Annotated in this window: 25 protein-coding genes; 7 read left to right on the top strand and 18 right to left on the bottom strand. The window is 66.0% G+C overall.

Annotation, left to right across the window (positions count from 1 at the left end; genetic code table 11):
* Window positions 1–240: 240 nt before the first annotated feature.
* Together pnp and RS027_RS11655 are read left to right on the top strand one after the other, a co-directional pair.
* On the top strand, window positions 241–2391 hold the full coding sequence (gene pnp, locus RS027_RS11660; protein ID WP_311957113.1) for a polyribonucleotide nucleotidyltransferase: 2151 nt from the start codon (window positions 241–243) through the stop codon (window positions 2389–2391).
* Window positions 2392–2523: 132 nt separating this feature from the next.
* Entirely contained in the window at window positions 2524–3720 is a 1197-nt protein-coding gene (locus RS027_RS11655; RefSeq protein WP_311957111.1) for an MFS transporter, read from the top strand.
* Here the strand turns inward: RS027_RS11655 and RS027_RS11650 are convergent.
* The 6 genes from RS027_RS11650 to pcnB all read right to left on the bottom strand — a co-directional run bounded on the left by RS027_RS11650 (window position 3717) and on the right by pcnB (window position 9126).
* Complete coding sequence (locus tag RS027_RS11650; protein ID WP_311957108.1) at window positions 3717–4892, bottom strand: acetyl-CoA C-acetyltransferase; 1176 nt, start codon at window positions 4890–4892, stop codon at window positions 3717–3719. The two genes, RS027_RS11655 and RS027_RS11650, sit on opposite strands and share 4 nt — an antisense overlap.
* A 50-nt stretch (window positions 4893–4942) precedes the next feature.
* Entirely contained in the window at window positions 4943–5323 is a 381-nt protein-coding gene (panD, locus tag RS027_RS11645; RefSeq protein ID WP_311957106.1) for an aspartate 1-decarboxylase, read from the bottom strand.
* Window positions 5324–5451: 128 nt separating this feature from the next.
* Complete coding sequence (gene panC, locus RS027_RS11640; protein WP_311957103.1) at window positions 5452–6303, bottom strand: pantoate--beta-alanine ligase; 852 nt, start codon at window positions 6301–6303, stop codon at window positions 5452–5454.
* Between the two features lie 44 nt (window positions 6304–6347).
* Complete coding sequence (gene panB / locus RS027_RS11635) at window positions 6348–7139, bottom strand: 3-methyl-2-oxobutanoate hydroxymethyltransferase (RefSeq protein WP_311957101.1); 792 nt, start codon at window positions 7137–7139, stop codon at window positions 6348–6350.
* Between the two features lie 160 nt (window positions 7140–7299).
* Window positions 7300–7785 (bottom strand): 2-amino-4-hydroxy-6-hydroxymethyldihydropteridine diphosphokinase, encoded by a 486-nt coding sequence (gene folK / locus RS027_RS11630; protein WP_311957098.1) that lies wholly within the window; start codon window positions 7783–7785, stop codon window positions 7300–7302.
* A 9-nt stretch (window positions 7786–7794) separates the two neighbouring features.
* A complete protein-coding gene (pcnB, locus tag RS027_RS11625) occupies window positions 7795–9126 on the bottom strand; it encodes a polynucleotide adenylyltransferase PcnB (RefSeq protein WP_311957096.1) in 1332 nt (443 codons plus the stop codon).
* A 457-nt stretch (window positions 9127–9583) separates the two neighbouring features.
* Between pcnB and RS027_RS11620 the strand changes: the two genes are divergently transcribed.
* Complete coding sequence (locus RS027_RS11620; RefSeq protein ID WP_311957094.1) at window positions 9584–9946, top strand: hypothetical protein; 363 nt, start codon at window positions 9584–9586, stop codon at window positions 9944–9946.
* 225 nt (window positions 9947–10171) lie between these two features.
* Here the strand turns inward: RS027_RS11620 and RS027_RS11615 are convergent, their stop codons facing one another.
* The 5 genes from RS027_RS11615 to dksA all read right to left on the bottom strand — a co-directional run bounded on the left by RS027_RS11615 (window position 10172) and on the right by dksA (window position 16115).
* A complete protein-coding gene (locus tag RS027_RS11615; protein ID WP_311957093.1) occupies window positions 10172–11575 on the bottom strand; it encodes a sigma-54-dependent transcriptional regulator in 1404 nt (467 codons plus the stop codon).
* On the bottom strand, window positions 11553–14489 hold the full coding sequence (locus RS027_RS11610; RefSeq protein ID WP_311957090.1) for an ATP-binding protein: 2937 nt from the start codon (window positions 14487–14489) through the stop codon (window positions 11553–11555). Before RS027_RS11610 ends, RS027_RS11615 begins: the two co-directional genes overlap by 23 nt.
* The gene (locus tag RS027_RS11605) at window positions 14479–14655 is read right to left on the bottom strand and encodes a hypothetical protein (protein WP_311957085.1); all 177 of its coding nucleotides are present in this window, start codon (window positions 14653–14655) and stop codon (window positions 14479–14481) included. Before RS027_RS11605 ends, RS027_RS11610 begins: the two co-directional genes overlap by 11 nt.
* Before the next feature lie 2 nt (window positions 14656–14657).
* Window positions 14658–15587 (bottom strand): tRNA glutamyl-Q(34) synthetase GluQRS, encoded by a 930-nt coding sequence (gene gluQRS, locus RS027_RS11600; RefSeq protein ID WP_311957082.1) that lies wholly within the window; start codon window positions 15585–15587, stop codon window positions 14658–14660.
* A gap of 90 nt (window positions 15588–15677) precedes the next feature.
* Complete coding sequence (gene dksA / locus RS027_RS11595; protein WP_311957081.1) at window positions 15678–16115, bottom strand: RNA polymerase-binding protein DksA; 438 nt, start codon at window positions 16113–16115, stop codon at window positions 15678–15680.
* Window positions 16116–16290: 175 nt separating this feature from the next.
* Here dksA and sfsA point away from each other — a divergent pair, with 175 nt between their 5' ends.
* Window positions 16291–17049 (top strand): DNA/RNA nuclease SfsA, encoded by a 759-nt coding sequence (gene sfsA / locus RS027_RS11590; protein WP_311957079.1) that lies wholly within the window; start codon window positions 16291–16293, stop codon window positions 17047–17049.
* Here sfsA and RS027_RS11585 read toward each other — a convergent pair.
* The 6 genes from RS027_RS11585 to RS027_RS11560 form a co-directional block, all read right to left on the bottom strand.
* Complete coding sequence (locus RS027_RS11585) at window positions 17046–17498, bottom strand: DUF4426 domain-containing protein (RefSeq protein ID WP_311957078.1); 453 nt, start codon at window positions 17496–17498, stop codon at window positions 17046–17048. The two genes, sfsA and RS027_RS11585, sit on opposite strands and share 4 nt — an antisense overlap.
* Window positions 17499–17556: 58 nt before the next feature.
* Window positions 17557–18153 carry a methionine biosynthesis protein MetW gene (gene metW / locus RS027_RS11580; RefSeq protein WP_311957115.1) on the bottom strand — a complete coding sequence of 199 codons (597 nt, stop codon included), beginning with the start codon at window positions 18151–18153 and terminating at the stop codon, window positions 17557–17559.
* On the bottom strand, window positions 18153–19352 hold the full coding sequence (gene metX, locus RS027_RS11575) for a homoserine O-succinyltransferase MetX (protein WP_311957076.1): 1200 nt from the start codon (window positions 19350–19352) through the stop codon (window positions 18153–18155). Before metX ends, metW begins: the two co-directional genes overlap by 1 nt.
* 43 nt (window positions 19353–19395) lie before the next feature.
* Window positions 19396–19989: a YggT family protein gene (locus tag RS027_RS11570; protein WP_311957074.1), complete on the bottom strand. Its 594-nt coding sequence runs from the start codon at window positions 19987–19989 to the stop codon at window positions 19396–19398.
* A 67-nt stretch (window positions 19990–20056) separates the two neighbouring features.
* Complete coding sequence (gene proC / locus RS027_RS11565; RefSeq protein WP_311957072.1) at window positions 20057–20884, bottom strand: pyrroline-5-carboxylate reductase; 828 nt, start codon at window positions 20882–20884, stop codon at window positions 20057–20059.
* Between the two features lie 30 nt (window positions 20885–20914).
* Window positions 20915–21607, bottom strand: a complete 693-nt coding sequence (locus RS027_RS11560) for a YggS family pyridoxal phosphate-dependent enzyme (RefSeq protein ID WP_311957071.1) — start codon at window positions 21605–21607, stop codon at window positions 20915–20917.
* Window positions 21608–21638: 31 nt separating this feature from the next.
* Here RS027_RS11560 and RS027_RS11555 point away from each other — a divergent pair, with 31 nt between their 5' ends.
* The gene (locus RS027_RS11555) at window positions 21639–22673 is read left to right on the top strand and encodes a type IV pilus twitching motility protein PilT (protein ID WP_311957069.1); all 1035 of its coding nucleotides are present in this window, start codon (window positions 21639–21641) and stop codon (window positions 22671–22673) included.
* 65 nt (window positions 22674–22738) lie between these two features.
* Window positions 22739–23908 (top strand): PilT/PilU family type 4a pilus ATPase, encoded by a 1170-nt coding sequence (locus RS027_RS11550; RefSeq protein ID WP_311957068.1) that lies wholly within the window; start codon window positions 22739–22741, stop codon window positions 23906–23908.
* Here RS027_RS11550 and RS027_RS11545 read toward each other — a convergent pair.
* The gene (locus tag RS027_RS11545; RefSeq protein WP_311957066.1) at window positions 23905–25044 is read right to left on the bottom strand and encodes an anhydro-N-acetylmuramic acid kinase; all 1140 of its coding nucleotides are present in this window, start codon (window positions 25042–25044) and stop codon (window positions 23905–23907) included. The genes RS027_RS11550 and RS027_RS11545 overlap by 4 nt on opposite strands.
* 120 nt (window positions 25045–25164) lie before the next feature.
* Between RS027_RS11545 and tyrS the strand changes: the two genes are divergently transcribed.
* Window positions 25165–26364 (top strand): tyrosine--tRNA ligase, encoded by a 1200-nt coding sequence (gene tyrS, locus RS027_RS11540; RefSeq protein WP_311957065.1) that lies wholly within the window; start codon window positions 25165–25167, stop codon window positions 26362–26364.
* Window positions 26365–26702: the final 338 nt, after the last annotated feature.

Genomic DNA, 26702 nt, shown 5'->3' with positions numbered 1-26702 from the left:
GCCTGATCTCGGTACTCGATACGGTAAGAGGGCTTAGCCGTTCTTCATGAACCGCCGTATACCGAACGGTACGTACGGTGGTGTGGGAGGGCGCCGGGGGTAACCCCGGCCCCTACCCAATTTCCCGCCTTGAAAGGGCGCCAGCGGTGGTCGCCGCGCGGCCCAGCGCCTAGAATGGCCGGGAGACTGAAAAGACGATGTATCGACAAGTAGATTTCAACGCGAAAGGAAGAAGCTGCCGTGAATCCGGTTAAAAAGACGTTCCAGTACGGTGACAGCACCGTTACGCTCGAAACCGGGCGTATTGCCCGCCAGGCGTCCGGCGCCGTCATGGTGACCATGGACGACACCGTGGTGCTGTGCACCGTGGTAGCCAAAAAAGACGCCAACCCCGCCCAGCCGTTTTTTCCGCTGTCGGTGCACTACCAGGAAAAAACCTACGCGGTGGGCAAGATCCCCGGCGGCTTCTTCAAGCGCGAAGGGCGCCCCACCGAGAAGGAAACCCTGACCTCGCGGCTGATCGACCGGCCCATCCGCCCGCTGTTTCCCCGAAGCTTCATGAACGAGGTTCAGGTGGTGTGCACGGTGCTGTCCGCCGACCGCAACCAGGATCCGGATATCGCCGCGATGCTTGGCACCTCGGCGGCGCTGGGGGTTTCCGGCGTGCCGTTCAACGGCCCCATCGGCGCGGCGCGGGTGGCGTTTAACGAAGATCGGGGCTATTTCCTCAACCCAAGCGTCGAGGAGCTCGCCGCTTCCGAGCTGAATATGGTGGTCGCGGGCACGCAAAACGCCGTGCTGATGGTCGAGTCCGAGGCTCGGGAGCTGCTCGAAGACGAAATGCTCGGTGCGGTGCTTTACGGCCATCAGGAAATGCAGACCGCCATCGGCGCCATCAACGAGCTGGTGGCAGAGGCCGGCAAGCCGCGCTGGAACTGGCAGCCGGTGCCGGGCAACCGCACTCTGGCCGCCACGCTTGCCGACGGCTTCCGGGACAAGATCGGCGATGCCTATCGCATTACCGACAAGATGGCCCGCCAGGACGCGCTTTCCGCGCTGAAGGACGAGGCCGTCGAGGCGCTGGGTGAGGGCGACGCCGGGCCTGAAGAAGGCCGCTTCCCCGAAGGCGAGATCAAGGGCTCCTTTGCCGCGCTGGAAAAGCGCGTGGTGCGCGCTCGGGTGGTGGACGGCGAGCCGCGCATCGACGGGCGCGACAACCAGACCGTGCGCCCCATCGCCATTGACGTCGGCGCGCTGCCCAAGACACACGGCTCGGCGATCTTCACCCGGGGGGAAACCCAGGCGATCGCCGTGGCGACCCTGGGCACCCTGCGCGACTCCCAGCTGGTCGAGTCGCTGGAGGGCGAGCGCAAGGATCGCTTCCTTTTGCACTACAACTTCCCCCCGTACTGCGTGGGCGAGGCCGGCTTCATGGGCGGGCCCAAGCGCCGCGAGATTGGCCACGGGCGCCTGGCGCGCCGGGGCGTGCAGGCCATGCTGCCGGACGAAGACGCCTTCCCCTACACCATTCGCGTGGTGTCGGAAATCACCGAGTCCAACGGCTCAAGCTCCATGGCCTCGGTGTGCGGCACCTCGCTTGCGCTGATGGACGCCGGCGTGCCGCTCAAGGCGCCGGTGGCGGGCATCGCCATGGGGCTGGTCAAGGACGGCGACAGCTTCGCCGTGCTCACCGATATCCTCGGTGACGAAGACCACCTGGGCGACATGGACTTCAAGGTTGCCGGTTCCGAAGAGGGCGTGACCGCCCTGCAGATGGACATCAAGATCGAGGGCATCAACGAAGAGATCATGGAAACCGCGCTGCAGCAGGCGCACCGGGCGCGCCTGGAGATTCTCGGGCAGATGAACGCCGTGATCGGGGCCAGCCGCGAGGAGGTGTCCGACAACGCGCCGTCCATGCTCACCCTGCAGATCGACGCCAAAAAGATCCGCGACGTGATCGGCAAGGGCGGCGCGACGATCCGCAAGATCACCGAAGACACCGGCGCCTCCGTCGACCTCGATGACGACGGCACCGTGCGCATTTACGCCGAGGACAAGAAGGCCGCCAAGGCCGCGATGGATACCGTGCTCGAGATCACCGCGGTGCCGGAGATCGGCAAGCTGTACCGCGGCAAGGTGGTGCGCATCGCCGACTTCGGCGCCTTCGTCAACATCATGCCGGGGACCGACGGCCTGGTGCATATTTCCCAGATCGTACCCGAGCGGGTAGAGAACGTCCGCGATCACCTCAACGAAAACGACGAAGTCGTGGTCAAGGTGCTGGACGTGGACAACCGCAACCGGGTGAAGCTCTCGATCAAGGAAATCACCGAAGAAGACAAGGCGGCGCTGGCCGCCGCTGAAGCCGAGGCCAGCGCCGACGACTGATTAGCGCCTGCGCCTCGCTTGCCGCCCTTGTAGCGCCGCGCTGCAGGGGCGGTGGTGTTTCAGGCGGCGTAAAATACTTTCGCCGCGTAGCGCAAAGGCGACGCGGCGGGGAACCGGACGGGAAAGCGCACCATGAAAGAACCACTACCCGAGGCTAGCGCTGCGGCCAACCCCTGGTGGGGCGTGGCGGCGGTGATGGTTGGCATCTTTTTGCTGGTCACCGCCGAGCAGCTGCCCATCGGGCTGCTCTCCCAGGTGGCCGTGGCGCTGGACGTCACTCCGGGTACGGCCGGGCTGATGGTGACCGTGCCCGGGGTGGTGGCGGCGTTTTCCGCGCCGCTGTTACCCGTGGCCGTGGGCCGGCTTGACCGCCGGATCATGCTCACGCTGATGCTGCTGCTGATGGTGATCGCAAGCGCGCTGTCGGCGATGGCCGGCAACTTCTGGCTGCTGCTCGCTGCCCGAGCGCTGGTGGGCATGAGCATTGGCGGCTTCTGGGCCATTGCCGGCGGCCTGGCGCCCCGGCTGGTGGCGCCTGCGCAGGTGCCCCGGGCGATGACCGTCATCTTTGGCGGCATCGCCGCCGCCTCGGTGCTGGGCGTGCCGCTGGGCACGCTGCTCGGCGAGTGGACCCACTGGCGGGTAGCGTTTGCCGCCCTCGGCGGGCTCAGCCTGGCGACCGCTATTGCCCTCTGGTGCTGGCTGCCAAGCCTGCCGCCCCGGGAGCCGGTGCGTCTCGCCACCCTGGGCGAGCAGCTCGCAACCCGGGGTGTGCGGGTGGCGGTGATGACCACCGGGCTTGTGGTGATCGGCCATTTTGCCGCCTACACCTTTATTAGCCCGGTGCTTCAGGAAATCAGCGGTATCGGGATCGGCCAGGTGGGCAGCCTGCTGCTGCTGTACGGCGCCGCGGGCATTATCGGCAACGTCGCCGCGGGACTGTTTGCCGGGCGGCACCCCTACACCGCGGTGCTTGTGATTCCGTGCGCGCTGCTGGCAGTGGTGGGCAGCTTTCCGCTGGCAGGCGTGGTGCCGGCCAGCGGCATCGCGCTGCTGATGCTATGGGGCGCGATCTTTGGCAGCGTGGCGGTGAGCATGCAGACGTGGCTGCTGCGCACCGCCCCCAACACCGAGGCGGCCAATGCGCTGATGGCTTTTGTGTTCAACTTCTCCATCGGTACCGGGGCGCTGTTCGGCGGCCGCCTGGTCGACGGCATTGGCCTGGCCGGCACCCTCTGGGCGGCATCAGCGCTGTTTCTGGCCGGGGCGCTGCTAATCATTGCCACGCCGTCGAAGCTGCTGGACGGTGAGCAGAAAGCGACCGGCTAGCGTTCAATGGCCAGCGCCACGCCCTGGCCGCCGCCGATGCACAGGGTGGCCAGGCCCCGGTGCGCTTCCCGGGCGAGCATTTCGTGCACCAGAGTGACGAGTATGCGACAGCCCGAGGCGCCGATGGGGTGGCCCAGGGCAATGGCGCCGCCGTTGACGTTGATGCGCGAGGTGTCCCAACCAAGCTCCTGGTTGACCGCCAGCGCCTGGGCGGCAAAGGCCTCGTTGGCTTCGATCAGGTCAAGTTCGCCAATTTGCCACCCGGCTTTTTCCAGGCAGCGCCGGGTGGCCGGTGCCGGGCCGATGCCCATGACCGCCGGATCCACCGCGGCGTTGGCGTAGCCGGCGATGCGCGCCAGCGGTTCAAGGCCCAGCGCCTCGGCCTTGGCGGCCGAGCACAGCATGACCACGGCTGCGCCGTCGTTGATGCCCGAGGCGTTGCCCGCGGTGACGCGGCCGTCGGGCTTGAACGCCGGGCGCAGACCGGCCAGCTTCTCGGCGGTCAGCGACCGGGGTCCTTCGTCGGTCTCAAAGTGGGTGACGTGGCCCTTGCGGCCGGGCACGGCAATGGGCGTAATCTGGCTGGCAAAGCGGCCGTTTGCGATGGCGTCGCGGGCCTTCTGCTGGGAAGCGGCGGCAAAGGCATCCATGGCCTCGCGGCTGATGTCGTACTGCTCGGCCAGGTTCTCGGCGGTGATACCCATGTGGTAGTCGTTAAACGCGTCCCAGAGGCCGTCGTGGATCATCGAGTCCACTGCGGTCCAGTTGCCCATGCGCTGGCCGTGGCGCGAGTGGGGCAGCAGGTGCGGGGCGGCGGACATGGTTTCCTGGCCGCCGGCCAGCACCACCTCGGCGTCGCCGCAGCGAATGGCTTGGGTGGCCAGATGCAGCGCCTTGAGCCCCGAGCCGCAGACCTTGTTGATGGTCATGGCCGGCACGCCGTGGGGCAGCCCGCCGCCGATGGCCGCCTGGCGCGCGGGGTTCTGCCCGGTGCCGGCGGTGAGTACCTGGCCGAGGAGCACCTCGTCGACTTCCGCCGGGGCGACGCCGGTGGTGCGCATCACGTCTTCAATAACCTGGGCGCCAAGCTCGCTTGCCGGCATATCCGCCAGCGAACCGCCGAACGTGCCGATGGCGCTGCGCTTGGCTGCCACGATAACGACTTCTTGCATACCCGCCTCCTGGGCTTCGTTGGGTGATGTCTGACCTAAGCCACGCCGCGTTACGCCAGCTGTACGGGAATGGCGTTGCTGGTGTGGCTGACCTCGTTGCCCTCGGCCAGATAAACCAGCGAGGGCCGGTGCGAGTCCAGCTCGCTTTCCTCGTAGTGGGCGTAGCTGCAGATGATAACGCGGTGCCCGGGCTTACCGTGGTGGGCGGCGGCGCCGTTGATGGAAATCATCTTCGAGCCCGCTTCGCCGCGAATTGCGTAGGTGGTAAAGCGCGCGCCGGTGGCGACGTTATAGATCTGCACCTGTTCATTTTCGCGGATCCCCGCCATGTCCAGCAGCTCGCCGTCGATGGCGCAGGAGCCTTCATAGTGGAGCACGGCGTGGGTAACGCGGGCCATGTGCAGCTTGGCCTTGAGCATGACGGTGTGCATGGCAACATCCTTTGAAGCGGGGAAAGCCCTTGGGGGTAAAAGCCTTCAGGGGTAAGCAAAAGACCAGTGTAAACAATGGCCGCATCGGCAGAAAAGCCGGCGGCCCGCGCCTGCCGGAAAAGCGCGGCCTAGGAAGCCGGGAGTTCAAGGCTGAGGTTGTCGATCAGGCGGGCGGCGCCCAGCTGGGCGGCGGCCAGCAGTACCGCTTCGCGGGTGCGCGCGGTGACCGGTTCGAGATGGCGATCGCGCAGGGCCAGGTAGTCCGGGGTGAAGCCGGCCTCCTGCAGCGCCTGGTGGCCGTGTACCAGCACGGTATCCTGGTCCTCGCCGGCGGCGAGCCGGTCGCGCATGGCGCACAGCGTGCGGTAAAGCGCCGGCGCCCGAGCGCGCTCGTCTCCGCTTAAATAGCCGTTGCGCGAGGAAAGCGCCAGGCCGTCGTCGGCGCGCACAATGGGCACGCCGTGGATTTCCACGGGCAGGTGCAGGTCGGTCACCATCTGGCGGATCACCGCGAGCTGCTGGTAGTCCTTCTCGCCGAAGCAGGCAAGCCCCGGAGCGGCCAGGTTGAGCAGCATGGCCACCACCGTGGCCACGCCGTCGAAGTGGCCGGGGCGCGAGCCGCCGCAAAGGCCTTCGCTGACGCCGGGGACGTGGATGCGGGTGGCGCTCTCCAGGCCCCGGGGGTAGAGCGTCGCGGCGTCGGGGGCGAACAGCACGTCGCAGCCCGCCTCTGCAAGCGCCGCCTGATCGTCGGCGAAGGTGCGGGGGTAGGCGTCGAGGTCTTCGCCGGGGCCGAACTGCAGCGGATTGACGAATAGGCTGGCGACGACTACCTCGGCGCGCTGGCGCGCGTGGTGCACCAGCGCCAGGTGCCCGGGGTGCAGGTTGCCCATGGTCGGCACCAAGGCGATGCGCTGGCCGCGCCGGCGCGGCTCGGCCAGGGCGTCGTCAAGGGCCTCGGCGGTTTGCAGGGTATGCATAGTTAAAACCGTGTGCGGGAAAGCCGGGGCTTAAGCCCCGGACTTCAGAAACAGTGGGCGTCGGTGGGGAAGGTGCGCTGCTTTACCTCGCGGTGATAGCGCGTAAAGGCGTCCTGAATACTGTCCGCCTCGGCCAGGTAGTTCTTGACAAAGCGCGGCGTATGCCCGGTGTTGATGCCCAGCACGTCGTGCATGACCAGTATCTGGCCGTCGGTATCGGGCCCTGCGCCGATGCCGATAACCGGGACGTCCAGCGCCTCGGTAACGGCGCGGCCGAGGCTTGCCGGGACGCATTCGAGCAGGATGATCGAGGCGCCGGCGTCGACCAGGGTGCGGGCGTCTTCGATAATACGCTCGGCGTGGGCGGCATCGCGGCCCTGCACCTTGTAGCCGCCCAGCTGGTGGACGGTCTGCGGCGTCAGCCCCAGATGGGCGCATACCGGTATGCCCCGGCGGCTCATTTCGCGTACGCCGTCGGCCATCCACGCCTCGCCTTCGACCTTGATCATTTCCGCGCCGGCGCGCATCAGCGCCGCGGCGTCTTCCAGGGTGCGCTCGACCGTGGCGTTGCTCATGAACGGCAGGTCGGCCATCAGCAGGCTGGCGCCCTTGCCGGCGGCGGCGGCCCGGGTGTGATAGCAGATGTCGGCAAGCGTGACCGGCAGGGTGCTCGGGTGCCCCTGCAGCACCATGCCCAGCGAGTCGCCCACCAGCAGAACCTCAATGCCGGCCTGGCTTGCGGCGTGGGCAAAGGAGGCGTCGTAGGCGGTCAGGCAGCTGAACGTTTCTCCGCTGCGTTTGTGCGCGCGCAGGGTGTTCAGGGTGACGGTTTTCATGGCGTGCTCTCGATGATTAATGGAGCCAGTTAGCCGGCGCCCGCAGCGGGCACGGGGCGGTATCAACACGGGCTCGAACGCATAGGATACGGGCGCTAATTGTTACCCGAATACGCTACCGGTGTCGAGAGGTGTGGCGAACGGTAGCAAAAGCCGTGGCTCAGTCCAGCGGCGTGACGTCGTCGTCGAGGGCGTCCAGCCAGCGGCCGAGCGGCTGGCCGTGAAGCGTGAGGTGCGGGGCAATCTCCAAAAGCGGGCGCAGCACAAAGGCGCGCCGGTGCATTTCGGGGTGCGGCACCTGCAGCCGCGGACGGGTAACGGTGGCGGCGTCGAAGAGGAGGATGTCGAGATCCAGGGTGCGCGGCCCCCAGCGGCGTTCGCGCCGGCGGCGGTGGCGTTGCTCCAGCGCCTGGAGCTGGTCGAGCAGGGCCAGCGGCGAAAGCGGCGTTTCCAGGGCGGCGACGGCATTGACGAAATCGGGCTGGTCCTGGGGCCCCACCGGGCGGCTGGCATAGAGCCGGGAGGCGGCGGTCACGCGGCCAAGCGTCAGCGCGTCGAGTTCGTCAAGGGCGGTGGCCACCTGCTGGCGGGGAGTGGCCAGGTTGCTCCCCAGGCCGATGTAGGCAAGCGACGGTGAGCGCGACATACAGGGCCTCTACTCCGTTTTACTCGGTTTGCGGCGACGCTTGCGGCGCTTGCCCTGGCTTGCCGGGTCGCTGCCGACCTTGTTCAGCAAGCGGCGCTGCTCGTGCTCGTCGCCCTGCTGGAAGGCCGTCCACCAGTCGCCCAGCCCGCTGGGGATTTCGCCGGCCTCTTCGCGCAGCAGCAGCAGGTCGTAGGCGGCGCGAAAGCGCGGGTGCTCCCGGGTCTGGAAGGCGCGTTTGCCCTGGCGCTTGGTCAGGCGCTCCTGGAGGTCCCAGATGTCGCGCATGGGCATGCCAAAACGCTTGGGAATCGAGACGTGCTGCAGCTGGCGTGAAACGACCTGCTGGGCGGCAGCGTGCGTGGCCGGGACGCCGGGCATGCCGTCCTGCTCCAGGGCCGCCTTGCGCTGCGCCACCGCCGGCCAGAGAAACGCCGCCAGCAGAAAGGCCGGGGTGACCGGGCGGCCCTCGGCAATGCGACGGTCGGTGTTGGCAAGCGCTGCTTCGATCAGCTCCTCGGCCCAGGCGGCGTCGGCCATGGCTTCTTCGGCTTCGGGGAAGAGCATGCCGAACAGGTCGTAGTGGCTGAGCAGGCGGAAGGTCATCAGCCCGTGGCCGGCCATGAACAGCTTGAGCACTTCGTCAAACAGCCGCGCCGGCGGAATTTGCAGCAGCAGCGGCGCCAGGTCATAAATCGGTGTTTCGCTGGATTCGTCCAGCAGAAAGTCCAGCTTGGCGGCAAAGCGCACCGCGCGGAGCATGCGCACCGGGTCTTCGCGGTAGCGGGTTGCCGGGTCGCCGATCAGGCGCAGCGTACGGGTTTCGATGTCGCGCGCGCCGTCGGCAAAATCGTGCAGGCTGAAGTCAGCAATGCTGTAGTAGAGGGCGTTGACGGTAAAATCGCGGCGCAGCGCGTCTTCTTCGATGCTGCCCCAGACGTTATCGCGCAGCAGCAGCCCGGCATCGGACTGGCGGGCAATATGGTCGGCGTGTTCGTCCTGGGGCTTGCCGCGAAAGGTCGTGACCTCGATGATTTCGCGGCCAAAGCGCACGTGCACGATGCGAAAGCGCCGCCCGATCAGCCGCGAATTGCGAAACAGGTCGTGCACCTGCTCCGGCGTGGCGTTAGTGGCGACGTCGAAGTCCTTGGGCATTTTGCCCAGCAGAGCGTCGCGAATGCAGCCGCCTACGAGATACGCCTCAAAGCCCGCACCGTCAAGGCGGTAGAGTACTTTCAGCGCGGCGTCGCTGATGTGCTGGCGCGAGATGGGGTGCTCAGCGCGCGGAATGATGCGGGGGGCTGGCAGGCCGGGCTGGCCGTCTTCATCGTGGCGGGATTTCAAAGGGTCTCCGGGAATTAAAATAGCGTAATACGTTCTTTAAAAAAGCGGTCTGGAAACGCGTTCCTTGAGCGCGGCGGCTGGAAAGCTGCGCCGTGCACAGGCGGCGGTTTTGTCTCGCAGGATACAAGACATGACCTAACAAACGCTCAAGTGTAGCCGACGCTCGGAGCCTTGCAAAGCATCGGCGCCGACACCGCAGGGCTTACGGGCCAGGGGCCGTGTGCGCAGGCAACAAAAAGGGGAGCCCGGTGGGGCTCCCCTTGGAGGTGGATGCGTAGGCGTCCTTGCCGCTATTTTTTTTCGGCTGTTTTTCTTCGTGTTGGCGCATCGCCCTGAATACGCACCGCAGTCGGCAGGTGTGAGAGTCATGGTGATCCCGACCGCCTCGTATTCAAAGCAATAATCCAATCGCGAATACCTTCCCCCGGCTATTGTTATTGTTGCCGGGGCCACGTCGATGGCCGCTGTCTTTCTTGTTGTTGTTGGCTGCTTTATTGTCTTTTTTGCCGCTGGCCGTCGCGTGCTTCGCGTCCTCCTACCGGGCGTCTTGCTCATCGGCACCTGTTGTTATTGTTGGCGGTGCCGGGGGCAAGGCGAGAAAGTACCCGTTGTTGTTATTGTGCGGGTCCGTCTCTTTATTTTTGCGTGTTCTGCCGTGTTGTTGTTGTTCAGGGCAGAAGCGAAGGCGGCGATCGCATTGTTGTTGTTAGCGCTGCGGTTGAGCGTTTGGGTCGCCTGGCCCAGTGTGTTGGTTTATTTTTCTTACCCTATACGTTGCATGTCTCGTGCCAGTTTCTGGTATTTCTATTTTTATCAGTGAGTTATCGTTTTATGTAGAGAAAAAGGAAAAAGCGTTACCGCCGAGTGTTACCGCTTTGAGGGGGTGCGGATGAGGCCTCTGTGTGCTGGGGTAACAGGGCGGTCAGAGGCGCCGGTGCGAGAACAGGCAGAGCGCCGCCGGCCAATGGGACATTCGTCGAAGGCGGCGGGCGGCACCTGTGTCAAACGGTAGGGCGAGGCGCCCGGGAGACAGGAAAAAGGGGCGTCAGGAGGAGGCGCGCCGGGCGTTTTTCTTGCGCGGTATGCCCAGCCGCTGGCGGCGCTCCCAGAGGTTCTTGCGGCTGATGCCGAGCTTTTGCGCCAGCTCGGTTTCGCTCATGTGATCCTGATGCTCGAGCACAAAGTGCTGGAAATAGTCCTCGAGCGATACGCCTTCGGCGGTGTCGCCGGGGTGGGGGGCCTCGGCGGGCGCGTCGTCGGCTGGCGTGTCCGCAGGCGTAGCCGGGGCGGGCTGGGGGCGCGTGGCGGCCGGAGCCAGGCCCAGGTCGTCGGGATGAATCAGGTGGCCTTCGGCGAGGATGGCGCCGCGCTCCAGGGCGTTTTCCAGCTCGCGCACGTTACCCGGCCAGGGGTAGTCGCGCAGGTCCTGGCGCGCCGCCCGGGACAGGCGCAGGCCTTCGCGGTCGTGACGCTTGAGCGCCTTGTCGAGCAGAATGTCGGCGATCGCCAGGACGTCGTCTTCGCGTTCGCGCAGGGGCGGCAGGTCGATTTGCATGACGTTGAGCCGGTAGTAAAGATCCAGGCGGAACTCGCCGGTTTTGGACAGCGCCGCCAGGTCGCGGTGGGTGGCGGCGATCAGGCGGACGTCGACGTGGCGGGTTTCCACCGAGCCGATCTTGCGGATTTCGCCCTCCTGCAGCACGCGCAGCAGCCGCGCCTGGGCGTCCAGTGGCAGCTCGCCGATCTCATCCAGAAACAGGGTGCCGCCGTCGGCGGCTTCGACCAGGCCGGTGCGCGAGGCGCTGGCGCCGGTAAAGGCGCCTTTTTCGTGGCCGAACAGCTCCGACTCGATCAGCGTTTCCGGGATCGCGGCGCAGTTGACCGAGATCAGCGAGGCCGCGGCGCGCTTGCTCTGCTGGTGCAGGGCGCGGGCGACAAGCTCTTTGCCGGTGCCGGACTCGCCCAGGATCAGCACGGTGACGTCGGCCGGGGCGGTCTTGCGAATGCGGGTATAGACCTGCTGCATGGCGTCGCAGTCGCCGATCATGATCTGCTGGCTGCCGCCTTCGTCGGTGATTTCCGGCGGCTCGCCCTGGCGCATGGCCTGCTGATGGAGAATACGCGAGACGGTCTCCACCAGTTCGGCGTGATCAAACGGCTTGGCGATGTAGTCCACCGCGCCCTGTTTGAGCGAGTCGATGGCCGAGCGCATGCTGGCGTAGCTGGTCATGATCAGCACCGGCACCGGGGCGGCGCGCTCGATCAGCACCGTGCCTTCTTCGCCCGGCAGGCGCAGGTCGGTGATCACCAGGTCAAAGCGCTGCGGGTCCAGGGGCTCGGCTTCTTCGGCGCTTTCCGCTTCGCTGACGGCGTAGCCGTGGCGTTCGAGCAGGCGTTTGAGCGCGCTGCGGATGATCGCTTCATCTTCAACAATCAGAATCTGTTGCATGGGGCGGCGGCTCGTCCTGTTGATAAAGCGGTAGCCATAGGGTGATGGCGGTGCCGCGGGAATGGCCGGGGGGCGGCGAGGCAACCTCGATGTTGCCCTGATGCTCGCTTGCGATCTGATAGGCAAGCGAGAGCCCGAGCCCGGTGCCTTCGCCGGCAGATTTGGTGGTGGTGAACGGCTCGAACAGGCGGTGGCGTACGGTCTCGGAGATGCCGTGGCCGTTATCGGTGGCGCACCACCAGGCGTAGTCGCCCTGGCGGCCGGCGCTGACGGTGACCGTGCCGTCCGGGGCGCAGGCGTCCCGAGCGTTGCCGAGGATATTGAGCATGACTTGAATCAGCCGCTGGGCATCGCCGCGCACGATCAGGTCTGCCGGACAGTCGTTGTGGAAGCGGACGGCTTCGTCGGTACGCGCCAAGTGTAACAAATGCAGGGCTTCTTCGCTGATGCGGGCAAGCTCGACCGGGGAGCGTGGCAGGGCCACCGAGCGGCGGCCGCCGTGGGCAAACTCCACCAGCGAATTGACGATGCGGGTGATGCGTTCTGTCTGGGTCTGAATGTGCTCGGCGGTTTCCAGCACGATCGGGTCGTCGGTGTCGTAGCGCAGGTTTTGCGAAAGCGACGAGATGGCGGTGACCGGATTGCCGATTTCGTGGGCGACACCGGCGGCCAGCTGGCCGATGGAGGCCAGCCGGGCGGCGTGGACCAGCTCGTCCTCGAGCCATTTCATTTCGGTATGGTCTTCAATCAGCACTACGCTACCGCCGTGGCTGTCGTCGCCGTCCAGGGTGGCCTTGTTCAGAGTGAGAAAGTAGTCGCGCTCGTGGAGGCGCGCGGCCTGCTGGTAAAGCGTGACGCTCGAGCTCTCCAGGGCGTTTTGCATCAGCGTCGGCCAGGGCTCGGGCAGGCTGTCGCGGTGGGCACCGATGACGCTTTCGCCGCTGATGCCGGAGAGCTCGGCGAGCGCCCGGTTCCACATGACGATTTCGTCATCGTTGCCAAACAGGCAGAGCCCCACGGGCAGGTTGGTCAGCGTCTGGCGGTGGTGGCGGCGCAGGCCGTCAAGCTCCCGGGCAAGCCCGGTCAGCCGCGAGCGGTAGGCCTCGAGCCGGCTTTCGACGAAGTGGATGTCGTCGGTGACCGGGGCGTCGTCGTGGCGGTAGGGCAGGTAGCGGTCGACGATGTCCCGGGCCACCGACGGCCCCATCAGCCCCGAGAGGTTGGCCTGGATACGGTCGCGCAGGCGGCGCAGAGCGTAGGGGCGGTATTCCTGATGGGTGAGGTTGAGGGCCGTTAGCGCGCGGTTGACTTCGCGGTCGGCGGCTTCGTCGCCCAGCGCTTCGGCCAGCTGGGCGGTAAAGTCGGCCACCGTGGCGGCCTGGAGCGGCAGCCGCTTGGAGCGGATGACGGCGTCCACCGAGCAGGCCTCGGCCGCCGCGCTTTCGCCGTCGGAGGTGCGGCTGAACAGCGACACGACGATCAGCGCAAGAATATTGGCGGCAAGCGACAAGAGCGTTACCTGATACCACGTAGGCTCGCCGGGCAGCGGCGACCAAAGCGCCGGCAGCGGGATAAACAGCGGCAGCCATAGCCCCCAGAGCCACGCGGCGCTGCCGACGGCAAGCCCGGTAACAAGCCCCTTGCGGTTGGCCCCGGGCCAGTAGAGCAGGGCGAGCATGCCCGGCAGGCACTGCACCATGCCGGCAAAGGCGGCGAGCCCCAGCGCCATGAGGTCGTGGCGCCCGACGCCTGCATGAAACAGCCAGCCGCTAAATATCACCGCGACGACCAGCCCCCGGCGCAGCCAGCGCAGCCAGCCGTAAAGATCCGCCCGGGCCTCTGGCGGGCGCGCCACCAGCACGATGTGGTTGAGGATCATGCCCGACAGCGCCAGCGCAATCATGACCATGGTGCCGCTGGCGGCGGCCAGCCCGGCGATGAACGCCAGCGCGCCGACGCCCGGGTGCTCGCTCATTAGGTAGACGGCGTAGGCGGTGGCGCTGATCGGCGCGCCGGCCACTTTCTGCGCGGCCCACCAGATCAGCGGCACGGGCAGTGCCATCAGCAGCAGGTAAAGCGGCAGCGTCCAGCTGGCCTGGAGCAGGGTGTGGCGCGACAGACTTTCGGCAAAGGTGACGTGAAACAGGTGCGGCATCATGAAGGCGGCGGCGAAGAACAGCAGCAGCAGCGTGCGCCAGTGCGCCGGGTCGAGGGTGGGCGTTTGCGCAACCAGCGCCTGGCCGTCAGCGCTGGCAAGCCACTGCTGCAGCTGCTGGGGGCCGTCAAAGACCCCCCACAGCGCCACCGCGCCCAGCGCCAGCATCGCCCCGAGCTTGATCAATGACTCAAGGGCGATGGTAGCCAGCAGGGTGTTGTGGCGCGTAAGCAGGTGGCTCGAGCGGGCGCCGAACAGCACCGCGAAGGCGGCAATCCCCAGGCAGAAAAGCAGGGCGACCGAGCTTCCCGCCCCGCTCCCGGTTATGGCGTTGATCGCCTCGCTCAGGGTCTTGACCTGAATGCCCAACAGCGGCATCACGGCGAGGGTGCTGACCAGGGTCACCAGGGTGCCCGCCCAGCGGGTGCGAAAGCGGAAGGCGAACAGGTCGGCCAGCGAGGCCAGCTGATAGGTGCGGGTAATGCGCTGAATGGGCACCAGCAGCACCGGGGCGAGCAGGAAGGCGCCGGCCGCGCCCAGGTAATAGGCCAGGTAGCCAAAGCCGGCGCCGGCGGCAAATTCGACGCTGCCGTAGACCGCCCAGGCGCTGGCGTAAACGCCGAGCGCAAGCGTATACACCGCCGGATGGCGCGTTATCCGGGAGGAGACCCAGCCGCGCTCCACGGCGACGGCGCAGCCAAACAGCAGGGCAAGATAGCCAAGCCCCAGCAGGACGATTGCCGCCAACTCAACGTTCATCGAGCTTCCTTTTCTGTTCGAGCCACACGGTCAGGGCAATCAGCCCGCCCCAGATCAGAAAGGGCCGGTACCAGGCAACGTCGGGGTCGCCCCAGCCGCTCATCAACAGCGGCGAGAGCAGATAGCCCCCGAAGACCAGAAACAGCATGATGCGATAGACGTACACGGCTATACCTCCTCGGGGGCGGGGCGCGTGGGGGCCTTGGCCAGGCGCGCGGTTGACCAGTGGGAAACGGCCCAGGCCAGCTGCTCGGCGACAGGGCTTTCGGCAAGGGCCGCCGGCGGCGCCTGATCCAGCGCTTCAAGGGCGGCCGAAAGCTGCCGGCGAATGCCGTCCGGGCGTGTGGCAAGCGTAGGCGCGAGGTTCTGCTTGGAAAGCTTCTGGCCGTTGGGCGCGACGACCAGCGGCAGGTGCAGATAGCGCGGGTGCGGGTAGCCGAGCGCCTGCTGCAGCTGGCGCTGCCAGGGGGTGTTGTCGAGCAGGTCCACGCCGCGTACCACGTCGGTCATGCCCTGGTCGGTGTCGTCCACCGCCACGGCCAGCTGGTAGGCAAAAAGCGCATCCTTGCGCTTGAGCACTACGTCGCCAAGGGCGGCCGGATCAAAGGTCAGGCGGCCCAGCAGGCGATCGTCGAAGCGCGCCGGATGCTCGCCCAGGTCGCTTCGCAGCCGCCAGGCAACCGGCGCGTCCGGACGGCAAACGCCGTGGCGGCACCAGCCGGGGTAAACGGCGTAGTCTCGCCACTGCTTGCGCGAGCAGCTGCACGGGTAGGCCAGCCCCGCCTCTGCCAGCCGTTCAAGGGCGGCCTGGTAGGCGCCGTGGCGGCTATGCTGCCAGAGCACCTCGCCGTCCCACTCAAGGCCGAAGGCCTCGAGCTGGCGCAGGATGGTATCGCCAGCCCCCGCCGGGCAGCGCGGCGGGTCGATGTCCTCAATGCGCACCCGCCATTCGCCGCCCGCCGCCCGGGCGTCCAGGTGGCTACCCAGCGCCGCGACCAGCGAGCCAAAGTGCAAAGGGCCCGAGGGCGTGGGCGCAAAGCGGCCGCGATAGCCCGCGCCCGGGCCGGGGGATGATGAAGAAGGTGTCATGGCGGCCATGATAACAGCGCCGCTGCCCGAGTGAGGGGGTAAAAACGCCGGCGGGCACCCGCAAGTGCCCGCCTATCGCCTATTGTGAACGTGGCGCTTTTAGCTGCCGAGCTGCTTTTCCTTGAGCTCGTCCAGGGTCTTGCAGTCCACGCACAGCGTGGCGGTGGGCCGCGCTTCGAGGCGGCGAATGCCGATTTCGATGCCGCAGGCTTCGCAGAAGCCGTAGTCGTCATCGTCGATTCTCTCGATGGTTTCGTTAATTTTTTTCAGCAGCTTGCGCTCGCGATCCCGGGTGCGCAGCTCCAGATTAAAGCCTTCTTCCTGGGTGGCCCGGTCGGCCGGGTCGGCGTAGTTGTTGGCCTCTTCCTGAAGATGGCGAACGGTACGATCCACCTCTTCCATGAGCTCCTGTTTCCAGTCCAGGAGCAGCTGGCGGAAATGCGCCAGCTGCTGCTCGTTCATATATTCCTCACCCGCCGCCGGTTCGTACGGGGTGAAAGTCTTGGACGCTTCCGTATTGTTGTCCGCTACTGGCATGGAGTGCCCCTTACGTAAATGACTGCTGAACGACCATCAGGTGATCTAATGATGTCGCGCCAAAGGCATGCTTGTTTAGCGCAAAATCAGGGGGAATGCAAGCATGATGCCGCGGGGAAACCGTGGCAGGATAGCGCGCCCGGGCGTTTGCGCCCGATACGTAAAGGAGAACGGCATGACAAATCCCTTGCCCGGGAAGCCCGGCGAATGGCGCTATCCGGCGCTTGAGCCCGGCACGCTGCTACGCCGCTACAAGCGCTTTCTCGCCGATGTGCGCCTCGACGACGGCCGCGAGGTGGTGGCCCACTGCCCCAACACCGGGGCGATGACCGCGGTCAACAAGCCCGGCTGCCGGGTGTGGCTTGAGCCAAACGACAACCCCAAACGCAAGCTGGCCTGGACCTGGGAGCTGATCGAGCTGCCCGCTGAAGGCGACGGCGTGGCCACGGCCTCAGTAAACACCGGGCGGGCCAACCGCATTGCCGAGCAGGCGCTCGTTGGGGGCTTGATCGAACCGCTTGCCGGCTACGCCCGCTTGAAGCGGGAGGCAAAAGTAGAGGAGGCGCGGCTGGACTTTTTGCTCGACGACCCGGCCCGGGGGCAGGCCTACGTCGAGGTCAAACAGGTGACGCTGAAGGAAGCCGATGGCCTGGGCTACTTTCCCGATGCGGTGAGCGTGCGCGGCACCCGGCACCTGCGCACCCTGGCCAGGCTAGCGAGGGAAGGCCAGCGGGCGGTGCTGCTGTTTTGCGTGGCGCACGAGGGCATTGCCAGCGTCGGCGCGGCGGCGCATATCGACTCCGCCTACGCCGAAGCGCTGGCGGAGGCTGCCGCCAGCGGCGTGGAGGTGCTGGCCTACGGCGTGCGCTTTACTCGGGCAGGCGGCGTGCCCGTAGCGGTGGCGCTCGAGCGGCGCCTGAAGGTGCGGCTTTAACGCTCGAGGTAGAAGCGCTGGATGAAGCTTACGGTATCGGGCTCGGCGTTGCGGTCGGCGCGCACCTTGAGGGAGAAGTGCATCGGGGCGTCGTGCTCCAGGCGGAAGGTGGCCAGCTGGTAGACCGCGCCGTCATCGCGCACGGTGCGAAAGTCCAGCGTGTCGGGCGCCTTTTCCAGCAGGCCGACCTGGCCCTTGACCTCGGCGTTGACCGGGCGAATGGTGCCGTCATCCCGGTATTCGCGGACGCTTACGTTGACCAGCCCCAGCCCGGCACTGCGCTGTATCCCGTAGTCCTCGGCGACTTCCGGGGCCAGAAAGCGGGTGCCGATCGCGCTGTAGTGGATGACGTAGTTGCCGGCGCGCTGCTGCTGCTCGCCGTAAGCTCCAAGGGCGACCAGGCTCAGTGCCAGACAGGCGGTGATGCGGATCAGCCAGCGTTTCGCCATGACAGCGTACCTCCTCAATAAAGCAATGTTCGGGATTCCCGCCTGCGGCGCCCGGGCCTTATGGCTGCCGGCGGACGCGAAAAATCGCGATTTCGCCGAACAGGTTGGGCCACCAGCGGGACGTCCAGTGGCCCCGATGGTTGCCCACGCCCACCGCGCGGTCAACGATGACCAGTCCCTGATCCCGGCACAGATGCTCGAAGTCGTTGAAGGTCGATAGATGAATGTTGGGCGTGTCGTACCAGGCGTGGGGCAGCGACTTGGACACCGGCATGTAGCCGCGCAGCCCCAGGTGCACGCGGTGGCGCCAGTAGGCAAAGTTGGGGAAGGTGATGATGCCCTCGTCGGCCACGCGGAGCATTTCGTGAAGCATCAGGTCCGGTCGGCGCAGGGCCTGAAGCGCCTGGGTCATGATCACCTGGTCGTAGCTTTGATCGTGAAAGCTTGCCAGGCCGTCGTCGAGGTTGTGCTCGATGACGCTCACGCCCCGGGCCACGCAGCCGGTAATGCCGTCGGTGTCGATTTCCAGCCCGTAGCCGGTGACGCCCTTGTGCCGGGCAAGCGCCTCCAACAGCACGCCGTCGCCGCAGGCCAGGTCGAGCACGTGGGCGTTGGGGGCTATCCAGTCGTAAATGATGGTGAGGTCGGCGCGCATCATGGCTGGGGCTCCTCTGCAGTATCCTCGGGGCCGGACGCCGGCGCTGCGCGCCGCATGAAGGCGCTGAAGATCGCCAGATAGCGCGGCTCGGGCAGCAAGAAGGCGTCGTGGCCGTAGGGCGAGACGATGGTGGCGTAGCTGACCCGCTTGCCGGCGTGGATCAGGGCATCGACCAGCTCCCGGGAGCGCGCCGGCGGAAAGCGCCAGTCCGACGAAAAGCTCAGCACCAGAAACGGGCACTGCGCCGGGGCCAGCGACCGGGCCAGATCGCCGTCGTGGGCGGCGGCCGGGTCGAAGTAGTCCAGCGCCTTGGTCATCAGCAGGTAGGTATTGGCGTCAAAGGTGGTGGAGAAGGTGTCGCCCTGATAGCGCAGGTAGGATTCCACCTGGAACTCCACGTCGAAGCCGAAGTGCAGGTCGTTGCTGCGCAGGTCGCGGCCGAACTTGGAGCCCATGGCGTCTTCCGACAGATAGGTGATGTGGCCCACCATGCGCGCCAGCTTCAGCCCGCGCTTGGGCACGGCGTCGTGCTCGGCGTACCAGCCGGCGTGAAAGTCGGGGTCCGAGCGGATGGCCTGGCGGGCGACCTCGTTGAAGGCGATATTCTGCGCCGACAGCCGGGGCGTGGCGGCAATCACCGCCGCACTGGCGATACGCTCGGGGTAGTCGATGCTCCACTGCATGACCTGCATGCCGCCGAGGCTTCCGCCAATCACGGCGGCAAAGCGCTCGATGCCCAGCCGGTCGGCCAGCCGCGCCTGGCTTTTCACCCAGTCGCGCACCGTGACCACGGGGAAGTCCGGCCCCCAGAGGCGGCCGGTTTCCGGGTTGTGGCTCAGCGGGCCGGTGCTGCCGTGGCAGCCGCCGAGGTTGTTGACCGACACCACAAAAAAGCGGTTGGTATCCACCGGCTTGCCCGGGCCGATATAGGCGTTCCACCAGCCGGGCTTGCGGTCGTCCGGGTGATGATAGCCGGCGGCGTGGTGATGGCCGGACAGCGCGTGGCAGACCAGCACGGCGTTGCTGCGCTCGGCGTTGAGCGTGCCGTAGGTTTCATACACCAGGTCGTAGGCGGGCAGCGCCTTGCCGCAGGCAAGCTCGAGCGGCGTATCAAAGTGGGCGACCTCGGGGATGACCAGCCCCACCGAGTCCGGCGGCAGCTGGCTGTCCGGGTCGGCCGAATGTGAATCAGGCATGAAAGATCGTCGTATTAGGCAAAGGAAATCGTGACTCGGGACATTATAACCCGACCAGCCTACCGGAAATGCCGGCGGCGCGGGTCAGCGCACCCACGACCAGCCCGTCCAGCAGGTTGATGCCGATGAAGACCACAATGGGCGAAAGGTCGATCATGCCCAGCGGCGGAATGACCCGGCGCACCGGCGCCATGATCGGCTCGACCAGCTGCATCACCAGCAGCGCGCCCGGGTGGCTGGCGTTGGGCGCGACCCAGCTGAGGATGATCATCACGATGAGGGCAAAAAAGTAGATCTTGAGGATGGCCCCGAGCACCGCGGCCACCCCGGCAATCAGCACGCCGGCCAGGGGCGGCATGCCGATGCCGATGATCATAAAAATGGCGATGATGCTGAGCACCTTGAGCACAAAGCCGGCGGCCAGGGTGGCAAGGTCAAAACGCCCGGCCACCGGGCCGAGAAAACGCTGGAACGGCTGCACCACCGGCTGGGTGATCTTGACCACCGACTGGCTCATGGGATTGTAGTAATCGGCCCCTGATGCCTGCAGCAAAAAGCGCAGCATGAGAATAAACAGGTAAATGCCGATGAGCGTGTTGATCAGCATCAGCCCGGCGTTGCCGAGTTGGTTGCCCATGGTGAAATCTCCGTGGTGGTGGATGGTGCTAGGGGGTTGTCGGGTGTATCGGCACGGCTTTCGGCAATCAGCGTTCGCCGCTCAGCTCTGCGGCCATCTGCCGGGCGCGTTCGGCGCAGGCCTGCATGGCGTCATCCATGGCCTGGCGCAGGTTGGCATCTTCGAGCGTGGCAATGGCGCGCTCGGTGGTGCCGCCCGGCGACATGACGTTCTGCTTGAGCGTGGCCGGGTCGTGCTCGCTCTGCCCGGCCATGGTGGCCGCACCCAGCGCCGTTTGTATGGCCAGCCGGCGGGCGGTGTCGGCGGGCAGGCCGAGCCGGACGCCGGCGTCTTCCATGGCCTCAAACATCAGGAAGAAGTAGGCCGGCGCGCTGCCGGACACCGCGGTGACGGCGTCGAGCAGCGACTCGTCGTCGACCCACTCGACCAGGCCCACGGCCTGCATCAGCCGGGTAGCGGTGTCGCGCTGGGCGTCGCTGACGCGGTCGTTGGCGTACAGGCCGCTGGCGCCCTGGCCGACCAGCGATGGGGTGTTGGGCATGCAGCGCACCAGGGCGTTGCCGCCGCCGAGCCAGCCGTCGATGGTGGTGGCATCAAGCCCCGCGGCAATGGAAATGACCAGCGGGCGCGCCTGCTGCACGCTGTCGGCAAGCCCCTGGCATACCTCGCGCATGAGCTGGGGTTTGACCGCCAGCACCAGCACGTCGGCGGCGTCCGCAGCGGCGGCGTTGTCGGTCGTGGTGTGAATGCTCAGGCGCGCGCCGATGTCGGCCAGCTGCTTCTGGTCGGGCGCCGTGGCGGTAATGCAGCCTGCGGAAGTGCCGCCTTGGGTTAGCCCGCCGATGATGGCGCCGGCCATGTTGCCCGCGCCGATGAATGTTATTTGTGTGTCCATGTGGTTATCCTGATGTCATTATCCGAAGCGTTAGCGGGTGCCGAAGACGGCGGTGCCGAGTCTCACCAGCGTAGCGCCTTCCGCGATGGCGGCCTCAAGATCGCCGCTCATGCCCATGGATAGCGTATCCAGGGGGGCATCGAGCGTTTTTTTGAGGTCATGCAGGCAGGTGCGCAGCTCGGCCAGCGGCTTACGCTGGGCGTCGAACGTCTCGGCCGGGGCGGGGATGGCCATCAGGCCGCGAAGCGAAAGGCCGGGCAGCTCCGCCACGGCCCGGGCAAGCTCGCCGAGCGCTTCGGGCATGACGCCGGACTTGGAGGCCTCGTGGCTGACGTTGACCTGCAGGCAGATATTGAGCGGCGGCAGGGCGTCCGGGCGCTGCTGGCTTAGGCGGCGGGCGACCTTGAGGCGATCCACGCTGTGTACCCAGGAAAAGCGCTCGGCGACGGCGCGGGTCTTGTTCGACTGCAGCGGGCCGATGAAGTGCCAGACGATGTCATCCAGGTCGTCAAGCTCGGCCTGCTTGTCCATGGCTTCCTGCAGGTAGCTTTCGCCAAAGTGGCGCTGATTGAGCCGGTGGGCATGTCGGATCGCCGCTGCCGGCTGTGTCTTGCTCACCGCCAGCAGGCAGGCATCGTTCGGCGGCCGCCCGGCGCTTGCCAGCGCGCGAGCCAGGCGCTGGCGCACGCTGGCAAGAGAGTCGGGAAGGGCGTCGTTTGTCATGCTCAACACATTACCGTAGCTGGGGAAAAAGATGGATATTACTGAACTGCTGGCATTTGCGGCAAAGCAGAACGCCTCTGACCTGCACCTGTCGGCCGGTTTGCCGCCCATGATACGCGTTGATGGCGACATGCGAAGGCTGGATGTGCCGGAAATGGATAATACCGCGGTGCGCCAGCTGATCTACGAAATCATGAATGATAACCAGCGCCGCGACTACGAGGAGCATCTGGAGACGGACTTCTCGTTCGATCTGCCCGGCGTGGCGCGCTTTCGCGTGAACGCCTTCAACCAGGCGCGCGGGGCAGGCGCGGTCTTTCGTACCATCCCAAGCGAAGTGCTGTCCATGGAGGACCTGGGGATGGGACAGGTCTTCGAGCAGCTTGCCATGCTGCCGCGGGGGCTGGTGCTGGTCACCGGCCCCACCGGGTCGGGCAAGAGCACAACGCTTGCGGCCATGGTCGACCACGTCAACCGTCATCGCCAAGAGCATATTTTGACCATTGAAGACCCGGTGGAGTTTGTCCACACCAGCAAGCGCTGCCTCGTCAACCAGCGCGAGGTGCACCGCGACACCCGCAGCTTCGCCAGTGCCCTGCGCAGCGCCCTGCGCGAAGACCCCGACGTTATTCTCGTGGGCGAGCTGCGCGACCTGGAGACCATTCGCCTGGCCCTGACCGCGGCCGAGACCGGCCATCTGGTGTTCGGCACGCTGCACACGACCTCGGCGGCCAAGACCATTGATCGTATCATCGACGTCTTTCCCGGGGCGGAGAAAGGCATGGTGCGCTCGATGCTGTCCGAATCGCTGCAGGCGGTGATTTCCCAGACGCTGCTCAAGCGCCAGGACGGCGGGCGCGTGGCCGCCCACGAAATCCTCGTGGCCACGCCGGCGGTGCGCAACCTCATCCGCGAAGACAAGATCGCCCAGATTTACTCGGCGATGCAGACCGGCGGCAGCCTGGGAATGCAGACGCTTGACGCAGCGCTGATCAACCTGGTGCGGCACGGCGTTATCAGCCGCGAGCAGGCGCAGTCCCAGGCCAAGGCGCCGCTGGCGCTGTAAGACCACCGGGCAAGGACGGCTTCCAGGGAAGGCGCAAGGCAAGAGTGCGTAAGGGGAGAGCGCGTATGGAAAGTACCGCCGGCGCGTCAGCGGCACAGTTTGTTCACACTTTGCTGACGACCATGATCGAGCGTCAGGCGTCGGACCTGCTGATTTCGGTCGGCGTGCCGCCAACGCTGAAAATGCCTACCGGGCTTGAGCCCGTGACCGAGCAGCCGCTGGATGTCCAGCAGGTGACCGATCTTGTCATGTACGTTTTGCCCGCGGGGCTGCGCGATGAGTTTGAGCAGACCCGGGAGATCAACTTTGCGCTGAGCCTGAGCGGCACGGGTCGCTTTCGGGTCAATGCGTTTCAGCAGCGCAACCAGGTAGCAATGGTGGTGCGGCGCATTGCGCTGGAAGTCCCCCGGCTTGCGACGCTCGGGGTGCCCGGCTCGCTTGCCGGCCTGGCGCAAAAAAGGCGCGGGCTGGTGCTGGTGGTAGGCGGCACCGGCACGGGCAAGTCGACGACCCTGGCGGCAATGGTTCAGGAGCGCAACGAAACCGTCGGCGGGCACATTATCAGCATCGAGGATCCGATCGAGTACATGCACCCTCACAAGCGCGGTATCGTCAACCAGCGCGAGGTAGGCATCGATACCGAGTCGTTTGAGGTAGCGCTGAAAAACACCTTGCGCCAGGCGCCGGACGTGATTTTGATCGGCGAGATCCGCACCCGGGAAACCATGGAGCACGCGCTGACCTTTGCCGAGACGGGCCATCTCTGCCTGGCCACGCTGCACGCCAACAACGCCAATCAGGCGCTGGATCGTATCCTGCACTTTTTCCCCTACGAGCAGCACGAGCAGATCCTCACCGATTTATCGCTCAACCTGCACGCGATTGTGGCGCAGCAGCTGTTGCCCACCCCGGAGGAGAAGCGCTGTGCGGCCATTGAAATCATGCTGCGCTCGCCGCGCATTGCCGACCTGATCCGCAAGGGGCGAATCGGTGACATCAAGGATGCTATGGCCTCCTCGCGTGATGGCGGCATGCAAACCTTCGATCAGGCGCTGTGCGACCTGGCGCGCGCCGGGAAAGTCAGCGAGAGCGTGGCGCTGGTCCACGCCGACTCGGCCAACAATCTGCGGCTGATGCTGACGTTCGGCGCCGAGCCCGACGCCGTACAAAAAGGCACGACGCTGGAAAGCCGGGTGCCGAGCGGCCTTTCCCTGCGCGACGCCGACGACTTTTAGGTAGACGACGTTCGGGGAGCATAAACGCCGCCGAGCACCCGCTCGCCGGCCGCGCCGGTTACGCTCGGCAGGTTACCGGGCAGGTGGTGCAGGCGGCGGTAGGCCAGCCAGGCAAAGGCGCCGGCCTCGATCCAGTCGGCGGGCCAGCCCCAGTCGTTTGCCGAGCGCAGGGTGGCGCGCGGCAGGTGGGCGGCCAGCCGTTGGCGCAGGTGGGTGTTATGCGCGCCGCCGCCGCCGACTATCAGCGTAAGCGGCCGGTTATCCAGTAGCTGGCCAATGCCCTGGGCGACGCTTGCGGCGGTAAGTTCGGCAAGCGTGGCCTGCACGTCCGCCGGGTTTTCCCCACCGCTTAGATGAGCTTCCAGCCACCCCGGATGAAACAGCTCGCGCCCGGTGCTGCGCGGCGGCGGCTGGTGGAAAAACGGCTCCGCCAACAGGCGTTCGAGCAGTGCCGAGTTGACGCTTCCCGAGGCGGCCCAGGCGCCGCCTTCATCAAAATGGCCGTGCCCGTGGCGTTGGCACCAGGCATCCAGCAGCACATTGGCCGGGCCGGTATCAAACCCCAGCGGCGCGCCGCCGTCCTGGGGTAGCCAGGTAATATTGGCAAAGCCGCCCAGATTCAGTACCACTCTATCTTCCCGGCGATCATGAAATAGCGCCCGGTGAAACGCTGGTGCCAGCGGCGCGGCCTGCCCGCCGGCGGCCAGGTCGCGACGGCGAAAGTCCGCCACCACCCGGCAGCCGGTGAGCTCGGCCAACAGGCTGGGGTTATCCAGCTGCAATGTATACGCCGGCCCACCGCGATGACCGCCGGGAGCGTGCTCGACGGTTTGGCCGTGACTGCCAACGGCCGTCACGGCGTCGGCGGCAACGCCGTGGTGCCCAAGCAGCGCCGTTACGGCGCGCGCCTGGAGGTGGCAGAACGCATGCTCCGCGGCGGCCAGCTCGGCAAAGCTGACGGAGTCGGCGTGGCACAGTGCCAGCAGCTGCCCGCGAAGCGCGGCGGGCATGGGCTCGGCGTGGGTGGCGAGCAGGCGCGGCGGCGCGTCCGGCGCCAGGGCCACTAGCGCGGCGTCGACGCCGTCGAGGCTGGTGCCGGACATCAGGCCGGCGTAGAGGGCTGGAGGGTTTTCCATAAGGCGGTCCTTTCTCCCGGGCGAAAGCTTAACCACAAAGGCTGGGCATGATAACATCGTGCGCCGTTTATCATCGTCGCCCGCTATCAGGCGGCCTGAACAGTCAGTGGAGAGAAACAGATGAGTGAGGTGGATCAGGCCTTGGCGCTGCTGGCGCGTGGCGCTAACGAAATCTTGCTGGAAGACGAGCTCAGGGAGAAGCTCGCCTCCGGCCGCACGCTGCGCATCAAGGCGGGGTTTGACCCCACCGCGCCGGATCTGCACCTGGGCCATAGCGTACTGCTGACCAAAATGCGCCAGTTTCAGGATCTGGGCCATACGGTGATTTTTCTGATCGGGGACTTTACCGGCCGCATCGGCGACCCGTCGGGCAAGAATGTGACGCGCAAGCCGCTAACCGAAGAGGAGGTCAAGCGTAACGCCGAGACCTACAAGGCGCAGGTGTTCAAGATTCTTGACCCGGCCAAAACCGAGGTGCGCTTCAACGCCGAGTGGTTCAGCGAGCTCAGCGCCGCCAAGATGATCGAGCTTGCCGCCCAGAGCACCGTGGCGCGGATGCTCGAACGCGACGACTTTGAAAAACGCTACCGGGCCAATCAGGCCATTGCCATCCATGAGTTCTTGTATCCCCTGGTGCAGGGTTACGACTCCGTGGCGCTGGAAGCCGACATCGAGCTTGGCGGCACCGACCAGAAGTTCAACCTGCTGATGGGGCGCGAAATCCAGAAGCATTACGGTCAGGCATCGCAGGTCGTGATGACCATGCCGCTGCTTGAGGGCCTCGACGGCGTGCAGAAGATGTCCAAGTCGCTGGGTAACTACGTCGGCGTGAACGAGGCGCCGGGGACCATGTTCAACAAGCTGGTGTCCATGCCCGACAGCCTGATGTGGCGCTACTATGACCTGCTTTCGCTCAAGTCCAACGAGGCCATCGACGCGCTGAAGCAGCAGGTCGACGAGGGCGCCAACCCCCGGGATATCAAGATGGAGCTGGCCCGGGAGCTGATCACCCGCTATCACGGCGAAGAGGCCGCCGCCACGGCGCACAGGTCGGCGGGCAACCAGCTGGCCGACGGCGAGCTGCCGGACGACCTGCCCGAGGTAGAGGTTGACTTCGAGGGGAGTCCGGAAGCGCCCCTGGCCTCGGTGCTTAATCGCGCCGAGCTGGTCAAAAACAGCGCCCAGGCGAAGGACATGTTGAAAAACGGCAGCGTCAGGGTCGACGGCGAAATCGCTGCCCAGGACGCTATGCTGGCGACCGGCCAGGCCTACGTGATCCAGGCCGGCAAAAAGCGCTACGCTCGGGTCACGCTCAAGTAGGTACGGCTTCCCGATAGCCATATAAAAGGTCTGGGCAAAACTTTTTGCCCAGACCCCTTGTCAAACACCCTGTCAGATCCTATAGTACGCATCCGCTGCCGACGACGCCAAGCGTCACCGGCGGTGAAGGGGCCCGAAAAGGCCTTGTTTGTCAGCAGGTTAGCGATCGGCAGAAATGTATTATTGCCGAAGCCGAATGGCTAAAGAAAGCATTCAGCCGTTGACAAGCGCTTCAAGGCGTGTAGAATACGCCTTCCTCGCAGCCGCCGCGGCAGGTCATCGCCGGCGAGTGGTGTTAGCGAGACGCTCTTTAACAAGTTGATCAGGTAATTCATGTG

The sequence above is a fragment of the Halomonas garicola genome (genome assembly GCF_031935715.1).
Classification (GTDB): Bacteria; Pseudomonadota; Gammaproteobacteria; order Pseudomonadales; family Halomonadaceae; genus Vreelandella; species Vreelandella garicola.
This window is presented reverse-complemented; position numbering and strand designations above follow the sequence as displayed.